Raw genomic sequence first — 19,753 nt, forward strand, 5'->3', positions numbered from 1 at the left:
TATGTGAGCTAAAGAGACTGCGTCTTCTAATGAGGAGATGTGGTGGAGTATTCTGTGTCTGAACATTCATCTGTCCTGTCCGCTCAGCAACGTGAGGGACGTAAGATTGCTATTCCCTTTACGGACGTTGTCGGCTTCGTGGTGCGGCGGTGGTTTGACCATCCGTCCTTGCTCGCTAAGACGTTGGCCGGGGTTTTTATGGCTACGCTTGCGGATATAGCGACGCCTGTTTTGGCAGGGCGTTTGGTCACGGATATTTCCCAACATACGGCTGGGCCGGGTGTGACGGTGGATAAAGCTCTGTTGGCGCTGCGAGATGACGCGACGCTGATGGTGACGGGTTTGATCGTTTTGGGGTTGGTCGGGCTGTTTGGGCGTCGCTCTTCCTATATCGGTATTTCGCATCTGACATTGGCGATCATGCAGCGTATTGCGGATACGGCTTTTGCGCGGGTGCAGCGTTTCTCTACGGACTGGCATGCTAATACCTTCGCGGGTTCGACAGTACGGCGTTTGACGCGTGGTATTTGGGCGATTGATACGCTGGATGACACGTTGCTTTTGCTCATCGTACCGGAAGTTCTGGTCTTATTGGGCACGACGGTTGTGCTGGCATTACGCTCTCCGTTGATGGGGGCAGCGCTCGGTGTTTTTGTTGTGCTCTTTACGTGGCTCTCCATTATGTTGACGTTGCGTTATGTGGCGCCGACCGCACGGGCTGCAAATGCGTGGGATACGAAAATGGGAGCGGCAATGGCGGATGCTGTCACCTGTAATGCCGTGGTGCGGGCTTTTGGTGCGGAAGCGCGTGAGGAAAAGCGCCTGCATCGTGTTATTCGTGGTTGGCGTGGGCGTACTTTGCGGACATGGATCCGTGGGACGAATAGTGCGAATTTGCAGGCTCTGGCCTCTCTCGGCATGCGTATGCTGATGATTGGCTTGGCAGTGTGGCTCTGGTGGCAAGGCAAGGCTGGGCCGGGTGATATTGCTTATGTTCTGACGATGGTTTTTCTCATCCAAGGGTACTTGCGTGATTTGGGGCAGCAGGTGAGCCAAGTGCAGCGCTCGGTGAATGAGATGGAAGAGCTTGTGGCTGTTTTCCAAAGAGAGCCTGCGGTTGCGGACCCGGTGACGCCAGAGACGTTACGGATTGAAGATGGTGAAATTCATTTTGAGCATGTTCGCTTTTGTTATCCGGGGCAGAAAAAGCCGCTTTATCATGATTTGGATTTGACGATTAAGGCGGGTTCTCGTGTGGCTTTGGTGGGGCCGAGTGGCTCTGGGAAAACGACGCTCACAAAGCTTTTGCAGCGTTTATATGACGTGACGGGTGGGCGCGTTTTGGTGGATGGTCAGAATATCGCGCATGTGCGTCAGTCTGATCTGCGGGCGCGTATTGCCATTGTTCCTCAAGAACCGATTTTGTTTCACCGTACCTTGGCTGAGAATATCGCTTATGCGCGCCCCAGTGCATCACGCGAAGAGATTGAACAGGCGGCTGCGCAGGCGAATGCGGCGGCGTTTATTGAGCGTTTGCCAGATGGTTATGACACGATGGTCGGTGAGCGCGGTGTAAAGCTGTCTGGTGGTGAGCGGCAGCGTGTGGCGATTGCCCGGGCTTTTTTGGCGGATGCGCCTATTTTGGTGTTTGATGAGGCAACATCTAGCCTTGATTCAGAATCTGAAGCACAGGTGCAAGACGCTATGCGCCGCTTGATGCAAGATCGAACGGTAATTGTGATTGCGCATCGCTTGTCGACGGTTGTGGAATTGGATCGTTTGCTGGTCTTCAGCCAAGGCGAACTGCGTGAAGATGGAACGCATGCAGAATTGGTCGCGCAGGATGGTGGGATTTATCGCCGTTTGTATGAATTGCAGTCATTAGAGGGGTGATGTTGAGCGGAGCGGAGAAGGGGCAAAAGTGAAATGTTTTGGCCATCTGCTGTAATGTGTAGCGGGCATTGCGTGTCGTGGGCTGGTTGTTGCTGCCGGTAAACTTTGCCTTGCTGTATGGGGCTGAGCATGGTTTGGGGGCGGGATAGTTTATATTCCGTGTTTGAGGTCCTATGATTCGGCTCGATAATATTAGTAAGCGTAATGGCCATCGGGTCATTTTCATTGAGGCTTCGGCGGCTCTTCTTAAGGGCGAGAAGGTCGGGTTAGTGGGGCCGAATGGCGCGGGGAAGAGTACGTTATTTCGTCTGATTACCGGGGGGGAAGCACCTGATGATGGTCTGGTGCTCGTGGACCGGGGCGTATCCATTGGCTTTTTCAACCAAGATGTTGGTGAGATGCACGGCCGGAGTGCTGTGGCTGAAGTGATGGATGGTGCTGGCCCTGTTGCAGAGACAGGGACGGAACTTGCAGCACTGGAAGCCGCTTTGGCAGATCCGGAGCGCATGGATGAGCTTGAAACGATTTTGGAGCGTTTTGGTGAAGTTCAAGCGCGCTTTGAAGAGTTGGGTGGTTATGCGTTGGACGGTAAGGCGCGTGAGATTCTGCACGGTTTAGGCTTTTCTCAAGAGATGATGGATGGCGATGTTGGCCGTCTGTCAGGTGGTTGGAAAATGCGTGTTGCACTGGCGCGTATTTTGTTGATGAAGCCTGATGTGATGCTGCTTGATGAGCCGAGCAACCATTTGGATCTTGAAAGTTTGATCTGGCTGGAGAAGTTTCTGAGCGGCTATGATGGCGCATTGCTCATGACCTCGCATGATCGTGCTTTCATGAACCGTATTATTAATAAAGTCATTGAGATTGATGGTGGGACATTAAACAGTTTCTCCGGTGATTATGAGTTTTATGAGCAGCAGCGTGCGCAGAATGAAAAGCAGCAGCAGGCTCAATTTGAACGTCAGCAAGCGATGTTGGCGAAAGAAATAGCGTTTATTGAGCGTTTTAAGGCGCGAGCATCTCATGCGGCGCAGGTGCAAAGTCGGGTTAAAAAACTTGATAAAATTGACCGGGTTGAACCACCGAAGCGCCGTCAGGCTTTGTCTTTTGCGTTTCGTCCAGCGCCGCGCTCAGGTGATGCGGTAGCGACCTTGCGTGGCGTGGATAAAAGCTATGGTCAGCGTGTGATTTATCAGGGGCTGGATGTGCTGATCCGGCGCCAAGAGCGTATTTGCGTTTTGGGTGTGAATGGTGCGGGTAAGTCCACCCTGTTGAAGCTCGCTGCGGGTACGGTGGAGCCTGATGCTGGGATGGTATCTCTCGGTGGCGGTGTGAAGCTGGGTTATTTCGCGCAGCATGCCATGGATCTTTTGGATGGTAGCTCAACCGTTTTTGAGGTGCTGGAAAATGCCTTCCCGCAGGCAGGGCAGGGGGCATTACGCTCATTGGCCGGTGGCTTCGGGTTTTCAGGAGATGATGTCGATAAAGCCTGTAGTGTTCTTTCCGGCGGTGAGAAAGCGCGGCTTGTTATGGCGTTGATGCTGTATGATCCACCGAACTTCTTGGTCTTGGATGAGCCGACCAACCATTTGGATATCGCGACGAAAGAGATGTTGATTAATGCGTTGAAGGATTATGAAGGCACAATGTTGTTTGTGTCCCATGATCGGCATTTCTTGGCGGCATTATCAAACCGTGTTTTGGAAGTGACGCCGGACGGATTGCACCGTTATGAAGGCGGCTATAGCGAGTATGTGGCTCGGACCGGACGCGAAGCGCCGGGCTTGCATGAGTGAGGCGTGGGCTGAGTGTGGTGTAGTGCCCACATAGTTATGGGGTATGTTCAGGGAGGCTCCTTGGGACTACCTTTTGGGTAGTCAGTGTGGTGTTCTGCTCTCAGCTTTTAGAAGTTTAGAAAACGGATTGTCGTTAGGGTCAGGACACATCGCCAGAACATCCGCTCTCCTTCGCAGTATACTTCTTTATGGTATGTGTGACCGAATACCAGAGCAAAAAGATTTTGTTTTTTACTGCTCTGGTATTGAGAGGTGTTAGCCCGCGACGCATTCCTTGAGAAAAAGGGACAGTGCCTTGCCGCGATGGCTGAGGGTGTTCTTTTCGCTTTCGGGCATTTCGGCGAAGCTGCGTGTGTCACCTTCGGGCACGAACATAGGGTCGTAGCCGTGGCCATGTTCTCCACGTGGAGGCCAGATGGTGTGACCGTGACATTCGCCACGGACCGAGCGTGTTTCGCCGTCGGGCCATGCGAGGCAGAGTACGGCGACGAAAGAGGCTGAGCGGTCTGGGTTATTGCCAGTTTCGGTATGCACGCGGTTCATGGCGATGTGCATATCTTTTTGTGGCCCACCCCAACGAGCAGAATAAATGCCCGGTTGTCCATCCAGCGCTGCAACGCAAAAACCAGAATCGTCGGCTAATGCTGGCAAGCCGGAAGCCTGCGCCGCGGCGAGTGCCTTAATGGCGGCGTTGCCTTCAAAGCTGTCCGCCGTTTCTTCTGGCTCTGGGAGGTTGAGGGACGCAGCAGAAACGACGGTGATCCCCGTTTGGGCCAAGAGCATAGAGAATTCGCGCAGCTTGCCAGCATTATGGCTGGCAAGAACGATTTTGGCGCCTTTCTCTAAGGTGCGTGTATTAGCCATTATGCTGGTCCAGCGCAGCATTTTGCATGGTGAACAAAGTGCCTGTGCCGATCTTGGCAAGGCGCAGCAGTTCGAAGAATTCAGCTTCTTCAAATGGAGATTCTTCGGCTGTACCTTGGATTTCGACGATACCGCCTTTGGATGTCAGGACGAAGTTTGTGTCTGCTTGTGCGCTGCTGTCTTCGACGTAGTCTAGGTCAAGAACAGGGCCAGCTTTGGTCAGGCCACAGGAGACAGCAGCGACTTGTGCGGTTAGTGCTTTGGAGAGGTTTGCTTTTTTCAGAGCAATCGCCAGTGCAACCCATGCGCCTGTGATGGAAGCGCAGCGCGTGCCGCCATCGGCGTTCAGAACGTCACAATCGATGGTGATGGTACGCTCACCAAGTTTTTTCAGGTCAACGCAGGCGCGCAGGGCACGGCCAATGAGGCGTTGAATTTCTTGTGTACGGCCGGATTGCTTGCCTTTGGCTGCTTCACGGTTGCCACGTGTGTGTGTGGCGCGTGGGAGCATGCCGTATTCAGCCGTGATCCAGCCTTGGCCTTTATTACGCAGGAACGGCGGTACGCGGTCTTCCAATGATGCGGTGCACAGAACTTCAGTGCCGCCAACGCGGATGAGAGCGGAGCCTTCCGCGTGGCGTGCAAAGCCGAGTTCGATCGTGACGGCGCGGTTTTCGTCGGCGGCACGGCCAGAGGGGCGGCGGGCAGCAAGAGCAGCAGAAAGGGCTGTATCGGGTGTTTGGCTCACGGGAGGCGTTCCTGTCATTCTGTTTCCCTCGCGTCTAGAGCATGTCGGGCGTGAGGGAAACAGGCGTAAGGGATATTGGCTGGAAGGTACGGCACTTTGGACTATGTAAGGGCAGCTTCAATGGCGGCTTGGGCGTGGAGTTCGGTTGTATCAAAGAGTGGAACGGTACTGTCTTCTGGGCGGACAAGCAGCATGATTTCTGTGCAGCCTAAAATAATGGCTTCTGCGCCTGCGTGAACAAGTTTTGCGATAATGTGCCTGTATGCAGTGCGGGATTCATCAGTGATCTTACCAGCCACGAGTTCGCTATAGATAATGCGATGGACGGTGGCGCGATCCTCATCATCGGGGATAAGGACGTTCAAACCGTGGTGCTGTGTTAAGCGCCCTTTGTAGAAATCTTGTTCCATAGTGAAAGCTGTTCCCAAAAGGCCAACGGTTCGTAAGCGGGCGGCTTTAATACGTTCTGCCGTAGGGTCTGCAATGTGAATGAGTGGTATGTTGATGGCCGATTGAATGGCTGGTGCCACTTTGTGCATTGTATTGGTACAGATGAGCAGTATTTCAGCGCCAGAACGTTCGAGGTGTTGAGCCGCATCAATCATATGCGTGCTGAGAGTGTCCCAGTTTTTCTGGTGTTTAAGAGTTTCAATATCCGAAAAATCGAAAGACCAGAGGAGGCATTTAGCGGAAGCCGTTGGGCCGCGTTGAGCGCGGATTCCTTGATTGAGAATACGGTAATACTCTGCGGAGCTTTCCCAACTCATACCGCCGATAAGGCCGATCATTTTCATATAAAATCCATGGTCACGTTTCTGTGGTAGAGGGGCATTATGATGTTATCATCATGATGTTCATTACTTTGCTATTTAAGGGCATGTCATGGTCGGGCGTAACCCCCCATTCCTGCGTACGTCTACGGCTTTTCCGTCTGGGTTGGGGGAGCGTGAGGCCGCTATTCTGCGTGAAATTGTTGCGGAATATGTGGAGACGGGGGAGCCTATTGGCAGTCGGACGCTCTCTCAGCGTTTGCAGCCTGCACTGTCTCCGGCGACGATCCGCAATGTCATGGCAGATTTGGCACGGGCGGGTTTGTTGTTTAGCCCTCATGTGTCTGCGGGGCGTTTGCCCACAGAAAAAGGGGTGCGCCTTTGGGTTGAGGGGCTGGTGCAATTTGGCTCTTTGACGGCAGAAGACCAGGCGAGCATTGACCAGAGGTTAGATGTGCATGGGCGGTCGTACCAAGATATTCTGGCAGATGCTTCCACGATGCTGTCGGGCTTGTCCTCAGGGGCAGGCTTGGTTTTGGCGCCTAAGGCAGATGCTGCGTTGAAGCATATTGAGTTTGTGCCGCTTGGGAATGGCCGTGCTTTGGTTATTCTTGTTGGGGCTGATGGTCAGGTTGAAAATCGTATTATTGAGACGCCCGCAGGTTTGCCGCCGTCTGCGCTGGTGGAGGCGGGGAATTATCTCAACGCACATTTGGGCGGGGTAACGCTAGGGACGTTGCAGGCGCGTATTCGGGCTGAAATGGCGGCTAATCAGCATGAGTTAGATGCACTGACCGCTGCTATGATTGAAAGCGGATTAGGCACGTGGGACGCCGATGCGGGTACGCTGTTTGTTCGCGGTCAGAGTAAGCTTCTGGCGGATGTTACGGAGTTAGAGCGTTTAACCACAATTCGGCTGTTATTTGAGCAGTTGGAAACGCAAGATACGATGTTGGAATTGCTTAATATAGCGGCGGATTCTGATGGGGTACGCATTTTTATTGGTAGTGAAAGCGGGATGTTTGGCATGTCGGGCATGTCGATGATTGTGGCGCCCGCTCGTAATGATGCTCAGCGTATTGTGGGCGCTATTGGGGTGATCGGGCCGACCCGTTTGAACTATGGGCGGATTGTGCCTGTTGTGGATTATACGGCCCGTTTGGTGGGGCGCTTACTTGGGTAAGCGCCCTTTATCTTAGGGTTTTATTCGGCGTCCGGCTCAGGTGAGGTCAACATTGCCTCAGCGACAATGCCGGATTGGGCGCGGATGCGGCGCTCAATCTCATCGGCCATTTCGGAGTTGTTGCGCAGGAATTGTTTCGCGTTCTCACGGCCTTGTCCGATGCGTTGGCTATCAAAAGAGAACCATGCGCCAGATTTTTCGACAATGTTGGCTTTTACGCCGAGATCGAGCAGTTCGCCCATTTTGCTGATACCTTCGCCGTACATAATGTCGAACTCGACCTGACGGAACGGAGGTGCCATTTTGTTTTTGACAACTTTGACGCGGGTTTGATTCCCGACGACTTCGTCTTTGTCTTTAATGGAGCCAATGCGGCGGATATCCATACGGATGGATGAGTAGAACTTCAGTGCGTTGCCGCCCGTCGTCGTCTCTGGATTACCGAACATGACACCAATTTTCATGCGGATCTGGTTCAGGAAGATGACGAGTGTGTTCGAGCGGGAAACGGTGCCGGTCAGCTTACGGAGAGCTTGGCTCATGAGGCGAGCATGTAGGCCGACATGGCTGTCACCCATATCACCTTCAAGTTCGGCACGTGGCACGAGGGCCGCCACGGAGTCCACCACGAGCACGTCTACAGCGCCAGAACGCACAAGTGTATCCGCAATTTCGAGCGCTTGCTCACCGGCATCCGGTTGGCTAAGGAGCAGGTCATCAATGTTGACCCCGAGTTTTTGGGCGTATCCGGGGTCTAATGCGTGTTCAGCATCAATGAACGCAACCGTACCGCCTTTTTTCTGCGCCTCGGCCAGAGCATGCAGAGCCAAAGTGGTTTTGCCTGAGCTTTCGGGGCCATAAATTTCGACGATACGGCCACGTGGTAGGCCACCAATGCCGAGGCCAATATCGAGGCCAAGAGAGCCTGTTGAAATAACGTCCGCTTGTTCTTTAGGGCGCTGGCCCATGCGCATGATCGAGCCTTTACCGAATGCGCGTTCGATCTGGCTGAGTGCGCCTTCAAGTGCTTTGGTCTTGTCCATTCGATCCTCGTTATGGTCGATCATGTCAGTACTGCGTGAACGATAGACTGCTTTGTGGTGTGCCGCCTAGGTGGTGGCGGGCCGTGTTATGGTCTTTGGCTCTATGTTCACAAAATGTTCTTGCCACATTAGGCCCTCTCATGCCCGACGCCAAGAGGGGGAGATGGTCTTTTCATAAGATTATCGCACAGCAGCGCCTGCATGTGCGGGTTGTTTCAAGCGCCAGACATAGCTGATGACGGCGGCCACGGCACGGAAGTGTTCTTCCGGCACTTCACTTTCAAGAGGAAGGGTGTGGAGTGCCCGAGCCAAGGGTGGGTTTGGGACAATTGGGATACGGTTATCTTGGGCTATTGCACGTATGCGGGCAGCGACCTCATCCATACCTTTGGCCACGATCTTGGGGGCACCAGATGCTCCTTGTTCATAATGTAGGGCGACGGCGTAATGTGTGGGGTTGGTGATGATAACCGTGGCGTTTTCCACGGCCTCTTTCATGCGCTCTTTGGCGGCTTTGGCACGGAGGGCTTTTAGGCGGCCTTTGACGTGTGGGTCGCCTTCAGTATTGCGATGTTCTTGTTTGAGTTCTTCACGGCTCATCTTGAGCTTTGACGTATGGCGGTAACGGTTCCAGAAGACATCAGCTCCTGCAAAGAGCAATTGTGCGCCGACCATAAGAAGGCAAGCGTGGAAAATGAATGTGCTGAGCGTGCGTAGGATACTGGGTAAAGGCAGGCCGACCATATCTCTTAGAGCGGGCAGGCTTTGATGGAGCTCCTGATACAGGATGAACCCAAAGAGGCTGAGTTTAAGGACGGCTTTGAGGGCTTCCGTGAGGGAATGTGTGCCGAGGAGGCGTTTGACCCCGCTGAGAGGCGAAATGCGAGAGAGCTTCGGCATAGCTCCAGCAGGAGAAAGTAAAAACCCTGTCTGTAAAAAGCCGGTGCTGAGGGTGGCGGCGAGGGCAATGGCTGCCGGAATAAGGGCGAGTTTTAGCCCTTCTGTGAGTGCGTCTTTGAGCAATGGGGATTGTGTGATGGCGCCGGCGGGTAGGGTGCCAGCTTGCTGCATAAGTGTACGCATAATGTGCACGAAACCGGGGAGTAGGAAAGGTAGCGCGAGGAAGATGCCCATGGTGCCGCCGAAGAGAGAAGCGGTGCTCATAGCTTCCCGCGAGAAGGCGACTTGCCCGTCCTCTCGGGCTTTGCGGAGCCTTTGTTCTGAGGGGGCTTCTGTCCGGTCTTCGGCGTCTGCCATGTTTTATAAACCCGGTAGGCCGTGCAAGATGTCAAAAGCCTGATTTTGCCAGAAGGTCAGTATGGCTTCGAGTGTGATGCCTAATAGGGCGAGGCCGCCGAGCATTTGTAGTGGGCTGACCAAGGTTGAAACCTGAAGTGTGGGCAGCAAGCGCGTCATAATGCCGGTAAGGGCTTGCCAGAGTAATGAAAGAATAAGGAAAGGCGCGCTGAGTTCGAGGGCAAGAGTAAAGCTACGTTCCGTGAGGAGGATGATGCTGTGGGTGGCATCTATAATGAGCGGTATATGCTGGGTGCTGAGTAAAAAGCTGCCGGGGGGGATGAGGTCATAGCTCCCAATGAGGGCGCGTATGGGGAGGATATAGGCGCCGCTGATGAGGAGGAGTAAAGGTGCGAGTAAGTTGAAGAAGCGTGCTGGGGCGGAACTGCCCGCCCCAAGGTCTGGGTCAGGCTGAAGGACGCTGGAGAGGCCGATAAAAAGCGCGATCATTTGACCTGCGATGGGAAGAGCAAGGGCGATTAAGCGGGCCATCCAGCCGATGACGAGGCCGGAGAAGACCTCGGTGGCGATCATGGCGCAGAGTGCGAGTGGCGGGAGTGTTTCGAAGGATATTCCGTGGAAATGCGGAGTAATGAGAGGCACAACGAGCGTCGTGATGGTGAGGGCTATTCCTGCACGGAGCATCATGGGAAAGCTTTGTTCACCCAGTCCGGGCAAGACTAGAAAAGCGGCGCTGGTACGGCATAAGATGAGTAGGAAAGCGCTGGTCCACATGGGGAGTGTGGCGAGGCTGAAGGCCATGGGTTGCATTAGGTGCCGCCAATGATAATCAGTTGGTCAAAAAGGTGATGAGTGAACGTAATGAGCGTATTGCTCATGAAGGAGCCAGCTAAAATCATGACGGCCCCGATGGCGAGGACTTTAGGGACGAAGGATAGGGTGGTCTCATTGATTTGGGTGACGGCTTGAAACAGTGAGATGATGAGGCCAACCAGCAATGCGGTGAGCAGAGCGGGAGCGCTGAGCTTGAGGATTACAAGAAATGTTTGCTCAAGAATGGCTCCGATATCGAGGCTTTTCATCTGTTAAATCGCCATTTTCATAATGTCTTGATACGCTTGCACCATTCGGTCCCTCAGTACGGTGGTGGTTTGTAATGTCAGCTGTGCGTTCGAGACAGCCGTGACGATATGGGCCATGTCACCTTGACCTTGTAAGCCTTGGGCAGACTGGGTTTCTGCTGTGTGAGCGGTGGTAAGGGCGTGGTCTAATGTCTGTGAGAAGACATCGCCAAAATTTGCGGAAGGTGTGGCTCCATCGGAGACGCCATCGTCAAGGGGCGAAGGGCTTTGGCTATTTTGGAGGCTTTGGGTGTAGGCCGAGTGCGCTTGAGACAGAGATGTGATCATTTGAGCAGATCCAGCGTGCGTGAGAGCATGGTGCGGGTGCTTTGCATGGTGTTGAGGTTGGCCTCGTAGGACTGCTCAGCCTCACGCATATCCATCATTTCTGTCATGGAATCGACATTAGCGATTTTGACATAACCCTTAGCGTCTGCGGCGGGGTGGGAGGGGTCATAGCGGGTTTCAAATGCGCTCATATCACGGTCAATTTTTTGGACTTCGACGGAGGAAGCGCCGGTTTCGGGGTCAATATGTTCAGCAAAAGTAATGGTTTTGCGTCGGTATGGGTCTGCGCCGGGTGTTGAACCGGTGGTGTTTTGATTGGCAAGATTTTCAGCCACGATGCGCAAACGCTGGGCTTGTGCGTCCATGCCATGGGCTGAAATGTTCAGGGTATTGGAGAAGTCCATGATTGTTCTCTCTTAATTATTTACCAAGAACGGTTTGAAACATGGCCATATATTTGCCGTAGAGATTGACCGTGAAATGTTGCTGATCGTTGACCTCAGCTACTTTTTCCATCTGTTGATCAAGAGCGATGCCGTTGTGATCAAGGGATTCTTCGGTGTCGATGCGCTGCACTGCTGGGTGTGAGGTTGTGCTGCCGATATGCCCGCTTTGTGTTGTGGTTGGTGCTATATCGAACTGTGAGAGTGTGGCGGAAAAGGGGGTAACGTCCTGTGCGGCGTAACCGGGGGTATTGGCATTGGCGATATTGCCTGCCAGCACTTGCTGGCGGGTTTGCAACCATTCGAGGCGTTGCTGGCCTAGGGCAAAAAGATCGGTGCCACTTTGGGCGGTGGTGTCGATATTTTTCATGCGTTTTCCGCCGGGTGGGCTGTGTCTGAGTTGAGGATATGGTGACAGGAGTTGGTTAATAATCCGTATATGGACGAGGTGCGGGGGAGTGTGGCGCAGGTATTCATCGGCTCTGGATTAGGTGTTTCTTAATTTTTGTGCGGCAGCATGGCGTCCATGGATGATGGAGAGCCTGAAAATGAGCCTGCATGAAGTGATTTTGGCGTGTTTTGCCCTTTGTATGATTGTGGGGGCTATTATTAGTCTGAAACCACTTTTGGCACGGTTAACGCCGCATAAAGGGAGGTCTGTATCCCCCGATAAATCTTTAGTTTTAGAGGCGCATTTATCGTTGGACCGTACACGTAGGCTGTCTTTGGTGCGGTGTGGGCAAAAAGAGGTTCTCGTCTTGAGTGGTGGCGCGACGGATGTGCTGCTTGAGTGGTCGTCCGCTCGGGCGTTTGCCGCATTGCTGGAGGATGCGCCATGAGGTGGTTTCTGGTGGTGGGTGTTGCGTTTGCCTGCGTGATGGTTCCGCATATGGCGTTGGCTCAGGCGGTGAATATTGACCTCGGGCAGGGCGGAGGGGCTGGAACGACGAGCCGTTTGGTGCAACTGAGTGCACTGATTACGGTTCTTTCCCTCGCGCCGAGCCTTTTAGTGATGGTTACGGCGTTTACGCGTATTGTTGTGGTGTTGTCGTTATTGCGCAGTGCGTTGGGTGCGCAGGGAACGCCGCCGAACCCAGTTTTGATTGGTTTAGCCTTATTTCTCACATTGTTTGTGATGCAACCGACATTGCAGAAATCGTGGGATATGGGTGTCCAGCCGATGATGACTGGGCAAGTTGATGAGATGGAAGGGTTAAGTCGTACAGCCCAGCCTTTCCATGACTTTATGGCGGTGACGGTACGACCTGATGATGTGGCGACATTTTTGAGTATTGCACATGAGAAGCCGCCAGCCAGTATTGGTCAGACGCCGTGGCGTGTTTTGGTGCCAGCGTTTATGGTGGGAGAGTTACGGCGCGGTTTTGAAATGGGGTTTTTATTGTATTTGCCGTTTTTGATTATTGATTTGGTGGTCTCGAGCGTTTTGATGAGCTTGGGAATGATGATGCTGCCGCCCAACACCGTATCATTGCCTTTTAAGTTGATATTTTTTGTTGTGGTGGATGGTTGGTCTATGGTTGCCGGAAGTTTGGTGCGAAGCTTTACCGGCTAGGGGAGTTGGCCCGCTTGAATCTTTTTTACTCAAGCGGGTTTTGTGTGTTTAGTGCGTTATGCCAGTGGCTAGGCCGGTTCCTCGGCTATCTGTTAGTCCATGGCATGTATCACCATTGCACATGATGGCATTCGTGCGGCCCGGCCCTTCGGGGAGGGTTGTTTGCCCGTTGGCTACGGCGCGTGCAGCATCACCTACGGCATCAGCAGCGCCGTTTTGGCCGGATGCTGCGATGACGGCATGCAATGTTTTGCCAGAGTGCAGGATGGCTGCGGGTAAAAGCGGGCGTGGGGATTGGGCAGGAGAAGCTCCGAGGACGACGCCCGTATTACCGGCAATGCGTCCTGTGCCGAAGAGGTTACCATCAGACAGGATACAGGCGACGGCTAAGCCGTTGCGGTCTGTGATGGTAAAGGATGTTGACGCAGGTAGGGCCGGGAGTGTGTCGCCGCCAGTACGTTTGTCATTGAGCAGGGCTTGGGCAGTATTGAGGTCATTGCTGCCTGAAGCGCGCCATGCGGCAACAGCGCCTTGAGCTGGAGCGCCGGTGGTGTAATGGAGGGCAGCACCTAAGCCGCCATCTGCTGGTGGTGCGGTGAAGTCTGCGGTGAGGTCGTTACTGGAGGTAGTGAGTGCCGCGCTCTCTACCGGGAGGGTATTTCGTAGATCATCCGTGGTGAGGGCCCCGCCAGCAGACTGAGCAGCGTTGGCGAATACCGTGGCTAAAGCACCAGTGTAGAGATCACCGATGCCTGCGTCACGCAGGCGTGAGAGGAACCCTGCAAGGCGGGGCTGTGTGAGTGTATCCCCGGTGCTGAGTGGGGTGCCGTCATGGCTCAAGAGTGCGCGGGCGGCATCATCTGCGAAGAGGGCGCTGTGTACGGCGGCAATGTCGCTAGCGAGTGTATGGCTGACTGTGACGCCGTTATTGGCCAGTGCTATGGCAGGCGTCAGCAGGTCATTGAAGTCCACGCTGCCGTAGCTGTGATGCATGAGGTACAGGCCGCGCAATGTGGCTGGTGTGCCAGCAGGGCGGTCTTGGTTAGGAGAGGTGCTCGCTGCGCGGGGTAGGAAGGCAAAGCTGTGCGCTTCACTGCCGGGGCGCCAGACGAGACAGGCACCGCCTCCGCCCAGTGAGGCACGGGAGGGGAGAGTGACGCTGAGGGCTGTGGCCGTTGACACCGCAGCATCTACCGCATTGCCGCCGCGTGCGAGGACATCATGGCCTGTTAGGCTTGCTTGCGGCTCATCGGTTACGACGGTTCCGATCGGACCTGTTAAAACAGGGGGGCTGGTTTTGCCAAACAGGCTATGGCCGATGGATGTTAAAGCAGGAGGGGCGGAAGGGAGGCTTGAACAGGCCACCAACGACATAAGGCTGGTCGTGCCGGCAATCATGCGGATGAGGCGACCCTTGGTGCGGGTATGGGCAGAAATCTGGTTTCGACGATGCGCCACCTGGCGTTACTCCGTACTGTCTGGGCCTCGGGTCAGGCAAAACGGGCGGGCGTTTGACGGTAAACCGGACGCCGCCACCTCGGGGTTTGATCTAGTCATACCGAGAATTGCAGCATTATGGGAGGGGGCGTCGTGCTTCTTCTTATGTCTGTACGTTCTTTAATGCATGACGGCTTTGTGCCTGAGCTTCTTCTTGTGTGTTTTGGGGGATGGCGTACCATGGCAGTCTTGCTTGGTTTTGGAGTGTTTTTGTGAAACGTTTTTCTAAATTTTTGTGCGGTTTGGCTGTCTTTTCGGCATTGAGTGTGGGGGCGAGTGTGTGCGCGGAAGATGGAGGGAGTGCGCATTTCACGACTGAGCAGCGTGCAGAAATTGTGAGCATTCTTCGTCAAGCTTTGAAAGATGACCCAACGATTTTAACGGAGGCTCTGCGTTCGTTACGTGAGCAAATGGCGCAGCAGCAACAAAATACGGTCCGTGATGCTGTGCGTCAGCATTGGGCATCGTTGAAGGATGCACCGGATTATACGGTGCGCGGCAATTCTCAAGGGAGCGTCACGGTTGTGGAGTTCTTGGACCCGCGTTGCTCCTATTGCCGCGCCATGATTCCGGGCGTGGAGCGGTTTTTAGCGCGCCATAAAGACGTACGCTTGGTTGAGCGTTTGGTGCCTGTTTTGGGGAAGGGGAGTGTTTTAGATACACAGGCGATTCAGGCGGCTAGTCTTCAAGGAAAATATGCTGTTTTACGTCAGGCTCTTATGAACGATACGGCCGCGCCGAGTGTTGAGCGGGTGCGGCAAATTGCGCAGGCGAATGGTATTGATGCAGACCGCCTAGTGAAAGATATGAATTCTCCTGCGGTTATTACGACTATTCGGTCTAATCTTGATCTGGCGCAGGCGATTGGGTTGGACGGAACGCCGACCTTCGTATTTGGAACGGCCGTTATAGCGCCGGGAGCTTTGAATGATATGCAAATGGATACGGATTTGGAGCAGGCCCGTCGGGGGTGATATTTCATAGTGTAGATGAAGGGAGAAAATAGCCCTTTCCCTATTGAGTTTATATATTAAATTCAATTACTTAAACGGGCGCTTGCTCAGTGGTGAGCAGCGTCCTTCCTGAGAGAGTGCTGTAGCACGATCGGGGCGTTGAGAGGCAGCCCTGTGAAAGACTGCTGTCATTGTGGGGGGGTGCTCATGAGATGGGGGCCGACGTGCTGTGGGGGCATTACGATCTGTGATGAAAGATCTGCTGATTGTAGGCTGCCATAAGGCTAAGTGTGTCATGGATGCAGCGCTGCGTGACACAGAGCGGTTAGCTACGCGCGTTTATATCTTGTGTCAGCTCTATGCTGTTTTGGTTCTGACGGTTGGGTTGTGGGGGCATGATGCTTGTGCCGCATTATGGTTTGGTAGTTTGGTTTGGGGTTCTATTTTTATATGGTACGGTTTTGTTTCTTTTTTGAAAATTAATCATCACGAAGAAGATTTATCTATTATAAAAAAGCGGTCTATTGTCTTCTTAAACGTTGTTTTGGGATTTTTTTGGTCCCCAATTATACTGCGATCAATGTGTTTTTCTTCTTTTTTATTAAAAAACATACTTATATTTAATGTTTTTATTATATTTATTTCGCTGATTGCATTGTCCTTTTTTGTCTCTTTTTCTGAGTTGTTTCTCGTTTCTTTTATGTGTTCGTTTTTGATAATACATAGAATTTATAACATAAAAGATAACTATATGGATCAATATGTATTTTTAATAACAGTATTGGTTATTATATTTTATAATATATGGAAATTTTTTAAATTTCTTTTATTTTTATTTTTCAAATACAAAAAAAATCAAAATAAAATACTGTCTATTATTTCAAATAAATCCATTGAAGAAGATAATTATTGGGTATGGGAGACGAATGAGAATGGCACTTTTGTAAACGTTACTCAAGGTTTGTCGTTGGACATCGGGGTGCCTGTGAGACGATGTTCTGAAATAAAATTACAGGATATTTTGTCTCTTTCGGAGGGAGCGACTGGTAAAGGTTGTTTTGTTTGGCAGGAAAAAATGCAGATGCCTGCACGGCATTTGTTGCATTGTTTAGAGCGACAACTTGCGTTTAGAGAGCTTGATATCGCGCTGGCTGTGCCGGGTCGTAAAGTATGGTGCCAGCTAACGGGACGTCCCGTTTATGAAAATGGTGTTTTCCAAGGGTATCGAGGGGTTGGTGTTGATATCACGCAGGAGCGTGCAGCACGGTTGGCCCAAGGACAGCGAGCACGCTATGACCGGGAAACGGGTTTGCCTAATCGTTTGGCCATTGTTGAACATTTACAGCATTTATTACAGGAGCGCGCGGCGACTGCGGGGGAATTGGTTGTTTGTATTGTTTCACTTGAGGGGGCGTTAGCGGGAGAAGTACTGGCAGATATTGAAGTGGGGGGCGTTTTAAGAGAGGGCGCTATTCGTCTCATGCGCGAGTCTGGTGCCCTATACGTTGGACGCTATACAGAACTATGTTTGGCGGTTGTCACAACGCGGCGGCCATTATCGGGGTGCTTTGACCGGGTTTCGGTTGAAGCTTTTATACAGCGTCTGCATACGGCTTTGGGTGAGCGTATGATGTTGGAAGGTGGACGTCAGGTGATGTGGCAGCCGCGTATTGGTGCTGTTTTGTCGGCAGTTGAAAATCAGCGAGCGGATCTTTTTTTAGAAGCGGCAGAAATGGCTTTGCGTGATGCCTCATCTGGTAAGGGGGGGAGATGCTCTGTCGTGGATCAGGTGGTGGTGTATAGTGGGGAGCGGCAGACACGCTTGATGGATGATGTGCGTCGGGCGGTGGAGCAGCATGAATTTCAGCTCGTATATCAGCCTATTATTCATGCGCAGACTGGGGTTGTGGTCGGGTGTGAGGCTTTGTCGCGCTGGAGGGGGGCTGTGCACGGCCCGGTGCATAGTCCCGTGCCGATCCAGAAGGTGATTGCACTGATTGAGGAGAATGGTCAGAGCGAGGTCTTTGATTATTGGGTTTTGGAGACGGCGTGTCGGGCGGCGGCAAGTTGGCCTGCGGAAGTGTGGGTGGCTGTTAATATGGCAGCAATGCATTTTTCGGTGCCGGGGGTGGCTGAGCGTATATTGGGGATTGTGAAGAGTGCGGGTCTTGAGGCGTCTCGGTTGCAGATTGAGGTAACGGAGACTTATGCACTGGATGTCGGGCCGCAAGTCGCGCATGTGCTAACTGCGCTTGATAAGGCAGGCGTGAAGCTGGCAATGGATGATTTTGGTGCCGGATATTCGTTCATGAATTACTTGCGGCTTTACCCGTTTTCAAAAATTAAGCTGGATGCGAGTCTGGTGCAGGATGTTTTGTACAATCCTAAGAGTAAAGGCATCTTGCGCGCTGCGGTTGAATTGTCGATGGATTTGGGGTTGTCGTTGACGGCAGAGGGAGTTTCATCGCCGGAGCATTATCGCTTCCTGCGGGACGCAGGCTGTACGGATCTCCAAGGCTTTTATTTAGGGCGCCCTGTTGCGGCTGAGCAGTTGGTATGGGGGCATGTGATGGGACAAGAGCATTTTGGCTGAAGTCAGTTGGACGGCGTTTTTAAAGGGGCGTTCTTATCCCGCATTGATGGGGATTGTGAATGTTACGCCCGATTCATTCTCTGATGGTGGGCGTTTTGTCGCGCCAGAACGGGCCATTGCGCATGGCGCGGCGTTGTTAACAGCTGGGGCCGATATTTTGGATATTGGCGCGGAATCGACACGCCCGGGATATAAGCCTGTCTCTGCGGAGGAAGAATGGCAGCGTTTGGAGGCTGTGATCCATGGCCTTAGTGCGTATGACGTACGGTTATCTGTGGATACGATGAAGGCGGAGGTTGCGCAGAAAGCGTTGAGGGCAGGGGCGCATATTATCAATGATGTCTGGGGATTACAGGCAGACCCCGATATGGCCCGTGTTGCGGCTGAGCATGATGCTTTGGTGGTGGCGATGCATAACCGTGATCGTGTTGAGGCGGATTTGGATATACGCGCGGAGTGGAGGCGTTTTTTTGATCTAACGCTCGAAGTTGCGCAAAAAGCGGGTATGTCCTCATCCCGCATAGCGTTAGATCCGGGGGTTGGTTTTGGCAAAACGCAACAGCAAAATGTTCAGGCGATCCGTGATATTCCGTATTTAAAGGCTGAATATGGTTTGCCTGTTTTGTTGGGGGCATCACGCAAATCTGTTTTGGGGTGGATTACTGGTCAGCCTGCCGATGCACGTTTGGCCGCGACGCTTTCGGCACATTTATATGGTGTGGGTCAGGGGGCTGACATTGTGCGGGTGCATGATGTGAGAGAGCATGCCGATGCCTTTATGACATGGCATATCATGAAAGAGCGTTATGGAGAGGCAGAATGATTGAACCGATTTTGACATGTGTTGAGGTGAAAGATCTTTGTCTCTTTGGGCATCATGGCGTTTTACCGGAGGAAAACCGACTGGGGCAGCGCTTCATCATTGATATCGCTATTAAAGCCGATCTGACGTTGGCGCAGCGTGATGACGCTTATGAGCATGCGGTGTGTTATGGTGGGTTATGTGACATTGCGTCCAAAATCGTAACGGGGCCGCCATTGGCGCTGATTGAGACGGTGGGGGACCGCATAGCGCAGACGGTTTTGGAGCAGTTCGCGGCGGTAGAGTGGGTGCAGGTGCGGGTCCGTAAACCGGCTGTGCCGGTGCCTTATGTCCTGACCGAGACGTCGGCTCTGGTGGAGAAGCTGCGCCGGTATGATGTTGCGTTTTCATTGGGCGCGAATCTTGGGGAGCGAGAGGCGACGTTATATGCGGCCGTGGATTGCTTATCTGTTGCGGAGGGAGTGGATGTTGGTGCTGTGTCGTCTTTGTATGACAGTGCACCTTGGGGGGAAACGGATCAGCCGGGATTTGTAAATATGTGTGTGGTTGGGCAGACAACGCTGCGGCCTCATGCTGTTCTGCGGCTGTGTAAAGAGACGGAGCGGGCATTAGGCCGGCAAGTGGGCCGCCGTTGGGGTGAGCGCGCGGTTGATATTGACGTTCTGTATTATGGTGAGCGCTCGTTCTCTGATCGTGTGTTGACTGTGCCGCACCGCCATATGTTTGAGCGTGCTTTTGTTCTAGAACCACTGGCAGAAATTGTTCCTGAGCGTCAGATGAGTGGACGTAGCGTGAAGGACGCGCTAGCAGTCCTGTCTCGCACCCCGGGAGATGTTGTGCGCCGTCAGGCGTGATGGTGTTGTCGGGGTTTTTCGTCTTTTTGTTTTTGCTGTCCGTATTGTTTGAAA

The 19,753-nt window shown here is 53.0% G+C and carries 20 protein-coding genes; 9 read left to right on the forward strand and 11 right to left on the reverse strand.

What is annotated here, in order from left to right; translation table 11 throughout:
• Positions 1-54: 54 nt before the first annotated feature.
• Both NTH01S_RS03030 and NTH01S_RS03035 read left to right on the forward strand, forming a co-directional pair.
• Positions 55-1,893: an ABC transporter ATP-binding protein gene (locus NTH01S_RS03030; RefSeq protein WP_068169350.1), complete on the forward strand. Its 1,839-nt coding sequence runs from the start codon at positions 55-57 to the stop codon at positions 1,891-1,893.
• A gap of 173 nt (positions 1,894-2,066) precedes the next feature.
• Positions 2,067-3,689, forward strand: coding sequence for an ABC-F family ATP-binding cassette domain-containing protein (locus tag NTH01S_RS03035; RefSeq protein ID WP_068169270.1), 1,623 nt, complete (start codon positions 2,067-2,069; stop codon positions 3,687-3,689).
• A 255-nt stretch (positions 3,690-3,944) separates the two neighbouring features.
• Here NTH01S_RS03035 and rdgB read toward each other — a convergent pair whose 3' ends face one another.
• The 3 genes from rdgB to NTH01S_RS03050 form a co-directional block, all read right to left on the reverse strand.
• Positions 3,945-4,553 (reverse strand): RdgB/HAM1 family non-canonical purine NTP pyrophosphatase, encoded by a 609-nt coding sequence (rdgB, locus tag NTH01S_RS03040; RefSeq protein WP_068169274.1) that lies wholly within the window; start codon positions 4,551-4,553, stop codon positions 3,945-3,947.
• Entirely contained in the window at positions 4,546-5,319 is a 774-nt protein-coding gene (gene rph, locus NTH01S_RS03045) for a ribonuclease PH (protein ID WP_084366908.1), read from the reverse strand. Before rph ends, rdgB begins: the two co-directional genes overlap by 8 nt.
• A gap of 83 nt (positions 5,320-5,402) precedes the next feature.
• Positions 5,403-6,095, reverse strand: coding sequence for an aspartate/glutamate racemase family protein (locus NTH01S_RS03050; RefSeq protein WP_068169277.1), 693 nt, complete (start codon positions 6,093-6,095; stop codon positions 5,403-5,405).
• Between the two features lie 88 nt (positions 6,096-6,183).
• On the opposite strand from NTH01S_RS03050, the gene hrcA reads away from it, so the two are divergent.
• Positions 6,184-7,254 carry a heat-inducible transcriptional repressor HrcA gene (hrcA, locus tag NTH01S_RS03055; RefSeq protein WP_068169279.1) on the forward strand — a complete coding sequence of 357 codons (1,071 nt, stop codon included), beginning with the start codon at positions 6,184-6,186 and terminating at the stop codon, positions 7,252-7,254.
• Positions 7,255-7,274: 20 nt separating this feature from the next.
• Here hrcA and recA read toward each other — a convergent pair whose 3' ends face one another.
• The 7 genes from recA to NTH01S_RS03090 form a co-directional block, all read right to left on the reverse strand.
• Entirely contained in the window at positions 7,275-8,297 is a 1,023-nt protein-coding gene (recA, locus tag NTH01S_RS03060) for a recombinase RecA (RefSeq protein WP_068169284.1), read from the reverse strand.
• Positions 8,298-8,477: 180 nt separating this feature from the next.
• Positions 8,478-9,554: an EscU/YscU/HrcU family type III secretion system export apparatus switch protein gene (locus NTH01S_RS03065; protein WP_068169286.1), complete on the reverse strand. Its 1,077-nt coding sequence runs from the start codon at positions 9,552-9,554 to the stop codon at positions 8,478-8,480.
• Positions 9,555-9,557: 3 nt separating this feature from the next.
• Complete coding sequence (locus NTH01S_RS03070; RefSeq protein ID WP_068169289.1) at positions 9,558-10,364, reverse strand: flagellar biosynthetic protein FliR; 807 nt, start codon at positions 10,362-10,364, stop codon at positions 9,558-9,560.
• Entirely contained in the window at positions 10,364-10,636 is a 273-nt protein-coding gene (fliQ, locus tag NTH01S_RS03075) for a flagellar biosynthesis protein FliQ (protein ID WP_068169291.1), read from the reverse strand. The genes NTH01S_RS03070 and fliQ overlap by 1 nt, the downstream gene beginning before the upstream one ends.
• A 3-nt stretch (positions 10,637-10,639) precedes the next feature.
• Positions 10,640-10,963 (reverse strand): flagellar hook-basal body complex protein FliE, encoded by a 324-nt coding sequence (locus NTH01S_RS03080; protein WP_068169293.1) that lies wholly within the window; start codon positions 10,961-10,963, stop codon positions 10,640-10,642.
• Positions 10,960-11,367 carry a flagellar basal body rod protein FlgC gene (gene flgC / locus NTH01S_RS03085; RefSeq protein ID WP_068169297.1) on the reverse strand — a complete coding sequence of 136 codons (408 nt, stop codon included), beginning with the start codon at positions 11,365-11,367 and terminating at the stop codon, positions 10,960-10,962. Before flgC ends, NTH01S_RS03080 begins: the two co-directional genes overlap by 4 nt.
• A gap of 16 nt (positions 11,368-11,383) precedes the next feature.
• A complete protein-coding gene (locus NTH01S_RS03090) occupies positions 11,384-11,776 on the reverse strand; it encodes a flagellar basal body rod protein FlgB (protein ID WP_068169300.1) in 393 nt (130 codons plus the stop codon).
• A 178-nt stretch (positions 11,777-11,954) separates the two neighbouring features.
• On the opposite strand from NTH01S_RS03090, the gene NTH01S_RS03095 reads away from it, so the two are divergent.
• Both NTH01S_RS03095 and fliP read left to right on the forward strand, forming a co-directional pair.
• Positions 11,955-12,245 carry a hypothetical protein gene (locus tag NTH01S_RS03095; protein WP_157070844.1) on the forward strand — a complete coding sequence of 97 codons (291 nt, stop codon included), beginning with the start codon at positions 11,955-11,957 and terminating at the stop codon, positions 12,243-12,245.
• Positions 12,242-12,979, forward strand: a complete 738-nt coding sequence (gene fliP / locus NTH01S_RS03100; RefSeq protein ID WP_068169305.1) for a flagellar type III secretion system pore protein FliP — start codon at positions 12,242-12,244, stop codon at positions 12,977-12,979. Before NTH01S_RS03095 ends, fliP begins: the two co-directional genes overlap by 4 nt.
• Positions 12,980-13,027: 48 nt before the next feature.
• Here the strand turns inward: fliP and NTH01S_RS03105 are convergent, their stop codons facing one another.
• Positions 13,028-14,437 (reverse strand): gamma-glutamyltransferase, encoded by a 1,410-nt coding sequence (locus NTH01S_RS03105; protein ID WP_068169307.1) that lies wholly within the window; start codon positions 14,435-14,437, stop codon positions 13,028-13,030.
• A 251-nt stretch (positions 14,438-14,688) separates the two neighbouring features.
• Here NTH01S_RS03105 and NTH01S_RS03110 point away from each other — a divergent pair, with 251 nt between their 5' ends.
• The 4 genes from NTH01S_RS03110 to folK all read left to right on the forward strand — a co-directional run bounded on the left by NTH01S_RS03110 (position 14,689) and on the right by folK (position 19,699).
• Positions 14,689-15,450, forward strand: coding sequence for a DsbA family protein (locus NTH01S_RS03110; protein ID WP_245642088.1), 762 nt, complete (start codon positions 14,689-14,691; stop codon positions 15,448-15,450).
• A gap of 1,060 nt (positions 15,451-16,510) precedes the next feature.
• On the forward strand, positions 16,511-18,022 hold the full coding sequence (locus tag NTH01S_RS11855; RefSeq protein WP_169802036.1) for a bifunctional diguanylate cyclase/phosphodiesterase: 1,512 nt from the start codon (positions 16,511-16,513) through the stop codon (positions 18,020-18,022).
• Positions 18,015-18,845, forward strand: coding sequence for a dihydropteroate synthase (folP, locus tag NTH01S_RS03120; protein WP_245642089.1), 831 nt, complete (start codon positions 18,015-18,017; stop codon positions 18,843-18,845). The genes NTH01S_RS11855 and folP overlap by 8 nt, the downstream gene beginning before the upstream one ends.
• Entirely contained in the window at positions 18,842-19,699 is an 858-nt protein-coding gene (gene folK, locus NTH01S_RS03125; RefSeq protein ID WP_068169316.1) for a 2-amino-4-hydroxy-6-hydroxymethyldihydropteridine diphosphokinase, read from the forward strand. Before folP ends, folK begins: the two co-directional genes overlap by 4 nt.
• The last annotated feature ends 54 nt before the right edge of the window (positions 19,700-19,753 follow it).

Source organism: Neokomagataea thailandica NBRC 106555 (assembly GCF_001598495.1).
In the GTDB taxonomy this organism is placed as follows: Bacteria; Pseudomonadota; Alphaproteobacteria; order Acetobacterales; family Acetobacteraceae; genus Gluconobacter; species Gluconobacter thailandicus_A.

Coding starts and splice junctions, on each gene's coding strand:
- rph (WP_084366908.1), bottom strand. CDS start 5,319: ATGACAGGAACGCCTCCCGTGAGCCAAACACCCGATACAGCCCTTTCT.
- recA (WP_068169284.1), bottom strand. CDS start 8,297: ATGGACAAGACCAAAGCACTTGAAGGCGCACTCAGCCAGATCGAACGC.
- rdgB (WP_068169274.1), bottom strand. CDS start 4,553: ATGGCTAATACACGCACCTTAGAGAAAGGCGCCAAAATCGTTCTTGCC.
- NTH01S_RS11855 (WP_169802036.1), top strand. CDS start 16,511: ATGCCTGCACGGCATTTGTTGCATTGTTTAGAGCGACAACTTGCGTTT.
- NTH01S_RS03090 (WP_068169300.1), bottom strand. CDS start 11,776: ATGAAAAATATCGACACCACCGCCCAAAGTGGCACCGATCTTTTTGCC.
- fliP (WP_068169305.1), top strand. CDS start 12,242: ATGAGGTGGTTTCTGGTGGTGGGTGTTGCGTTTGCCTGCGTGATGGTT.
- NTH01S_RS03035 (WP_068169270.1), top strand. CDS start 2,067: ATGATTCGGCTCGATAATATTAGTAAGCGTAATGGCCATCGGGTCATT.
- NTH01S_RS03080 (WP_068169293.1), bottom strand. CDS start 10,963: ATGATCACATCTCTGTCTCAAGCGCACTCGGCCTACACCCAAAGCCTC.
- fliQ (WP_068169291.1), bottom strand. CDS start 10,636: ATGAAAAGCCTCGATATCGGAGCCATTCTTGAGCAAACATTTCTTGTA.
- flgC (WP_068169297.1), bottom strand. CDS start 11,367: ATGGACTTCTCCAATACCCTGAACATTTCAGCCCATGGCATGGACGCA.
- NTH01S_RS03065 (WP_068169286.1), bottom strand. CDS start 9,554: ATGGCAGACGCCGAAGACCGGACAGAAGCCCCCTCAGAACAAAGGCTC.
- hrcA (WP_068169279.1), top strand. CDS start 6,184: ATGGTCGGGCGTAACCCCCCATTCCTGCGTACGTCTACGGCTTTTCCG.
- NTH01S_RS03050 (WP_068169277.1), bottom strand. CDS start 6,095: ATGAAAATGATCGGCCTTATCGGCGGTATGAGTTGGGAAAGCTCCGCA.
- folK (WP_068169316.1), top strand. CDS start 18,842: ATGATTGAACCGATTTTGACATGTGTTGAGGTGAAAGATCTTTGTCTC.
- NTH01S_RS03070 (WP_068169289.1), bottom strand. CDS start 10,364: ATGCAACCCATGGCCTTCAGCCTCGCCACACTCCCCATGTGGACCAGC.
- NTH01S_RS03095 (WP_157070844.1), top strand. CDS start 11,955: ATGAGCCTGCATGAAGTGATTTTGGCGTGTTTTGCCCTTTGTATGATT.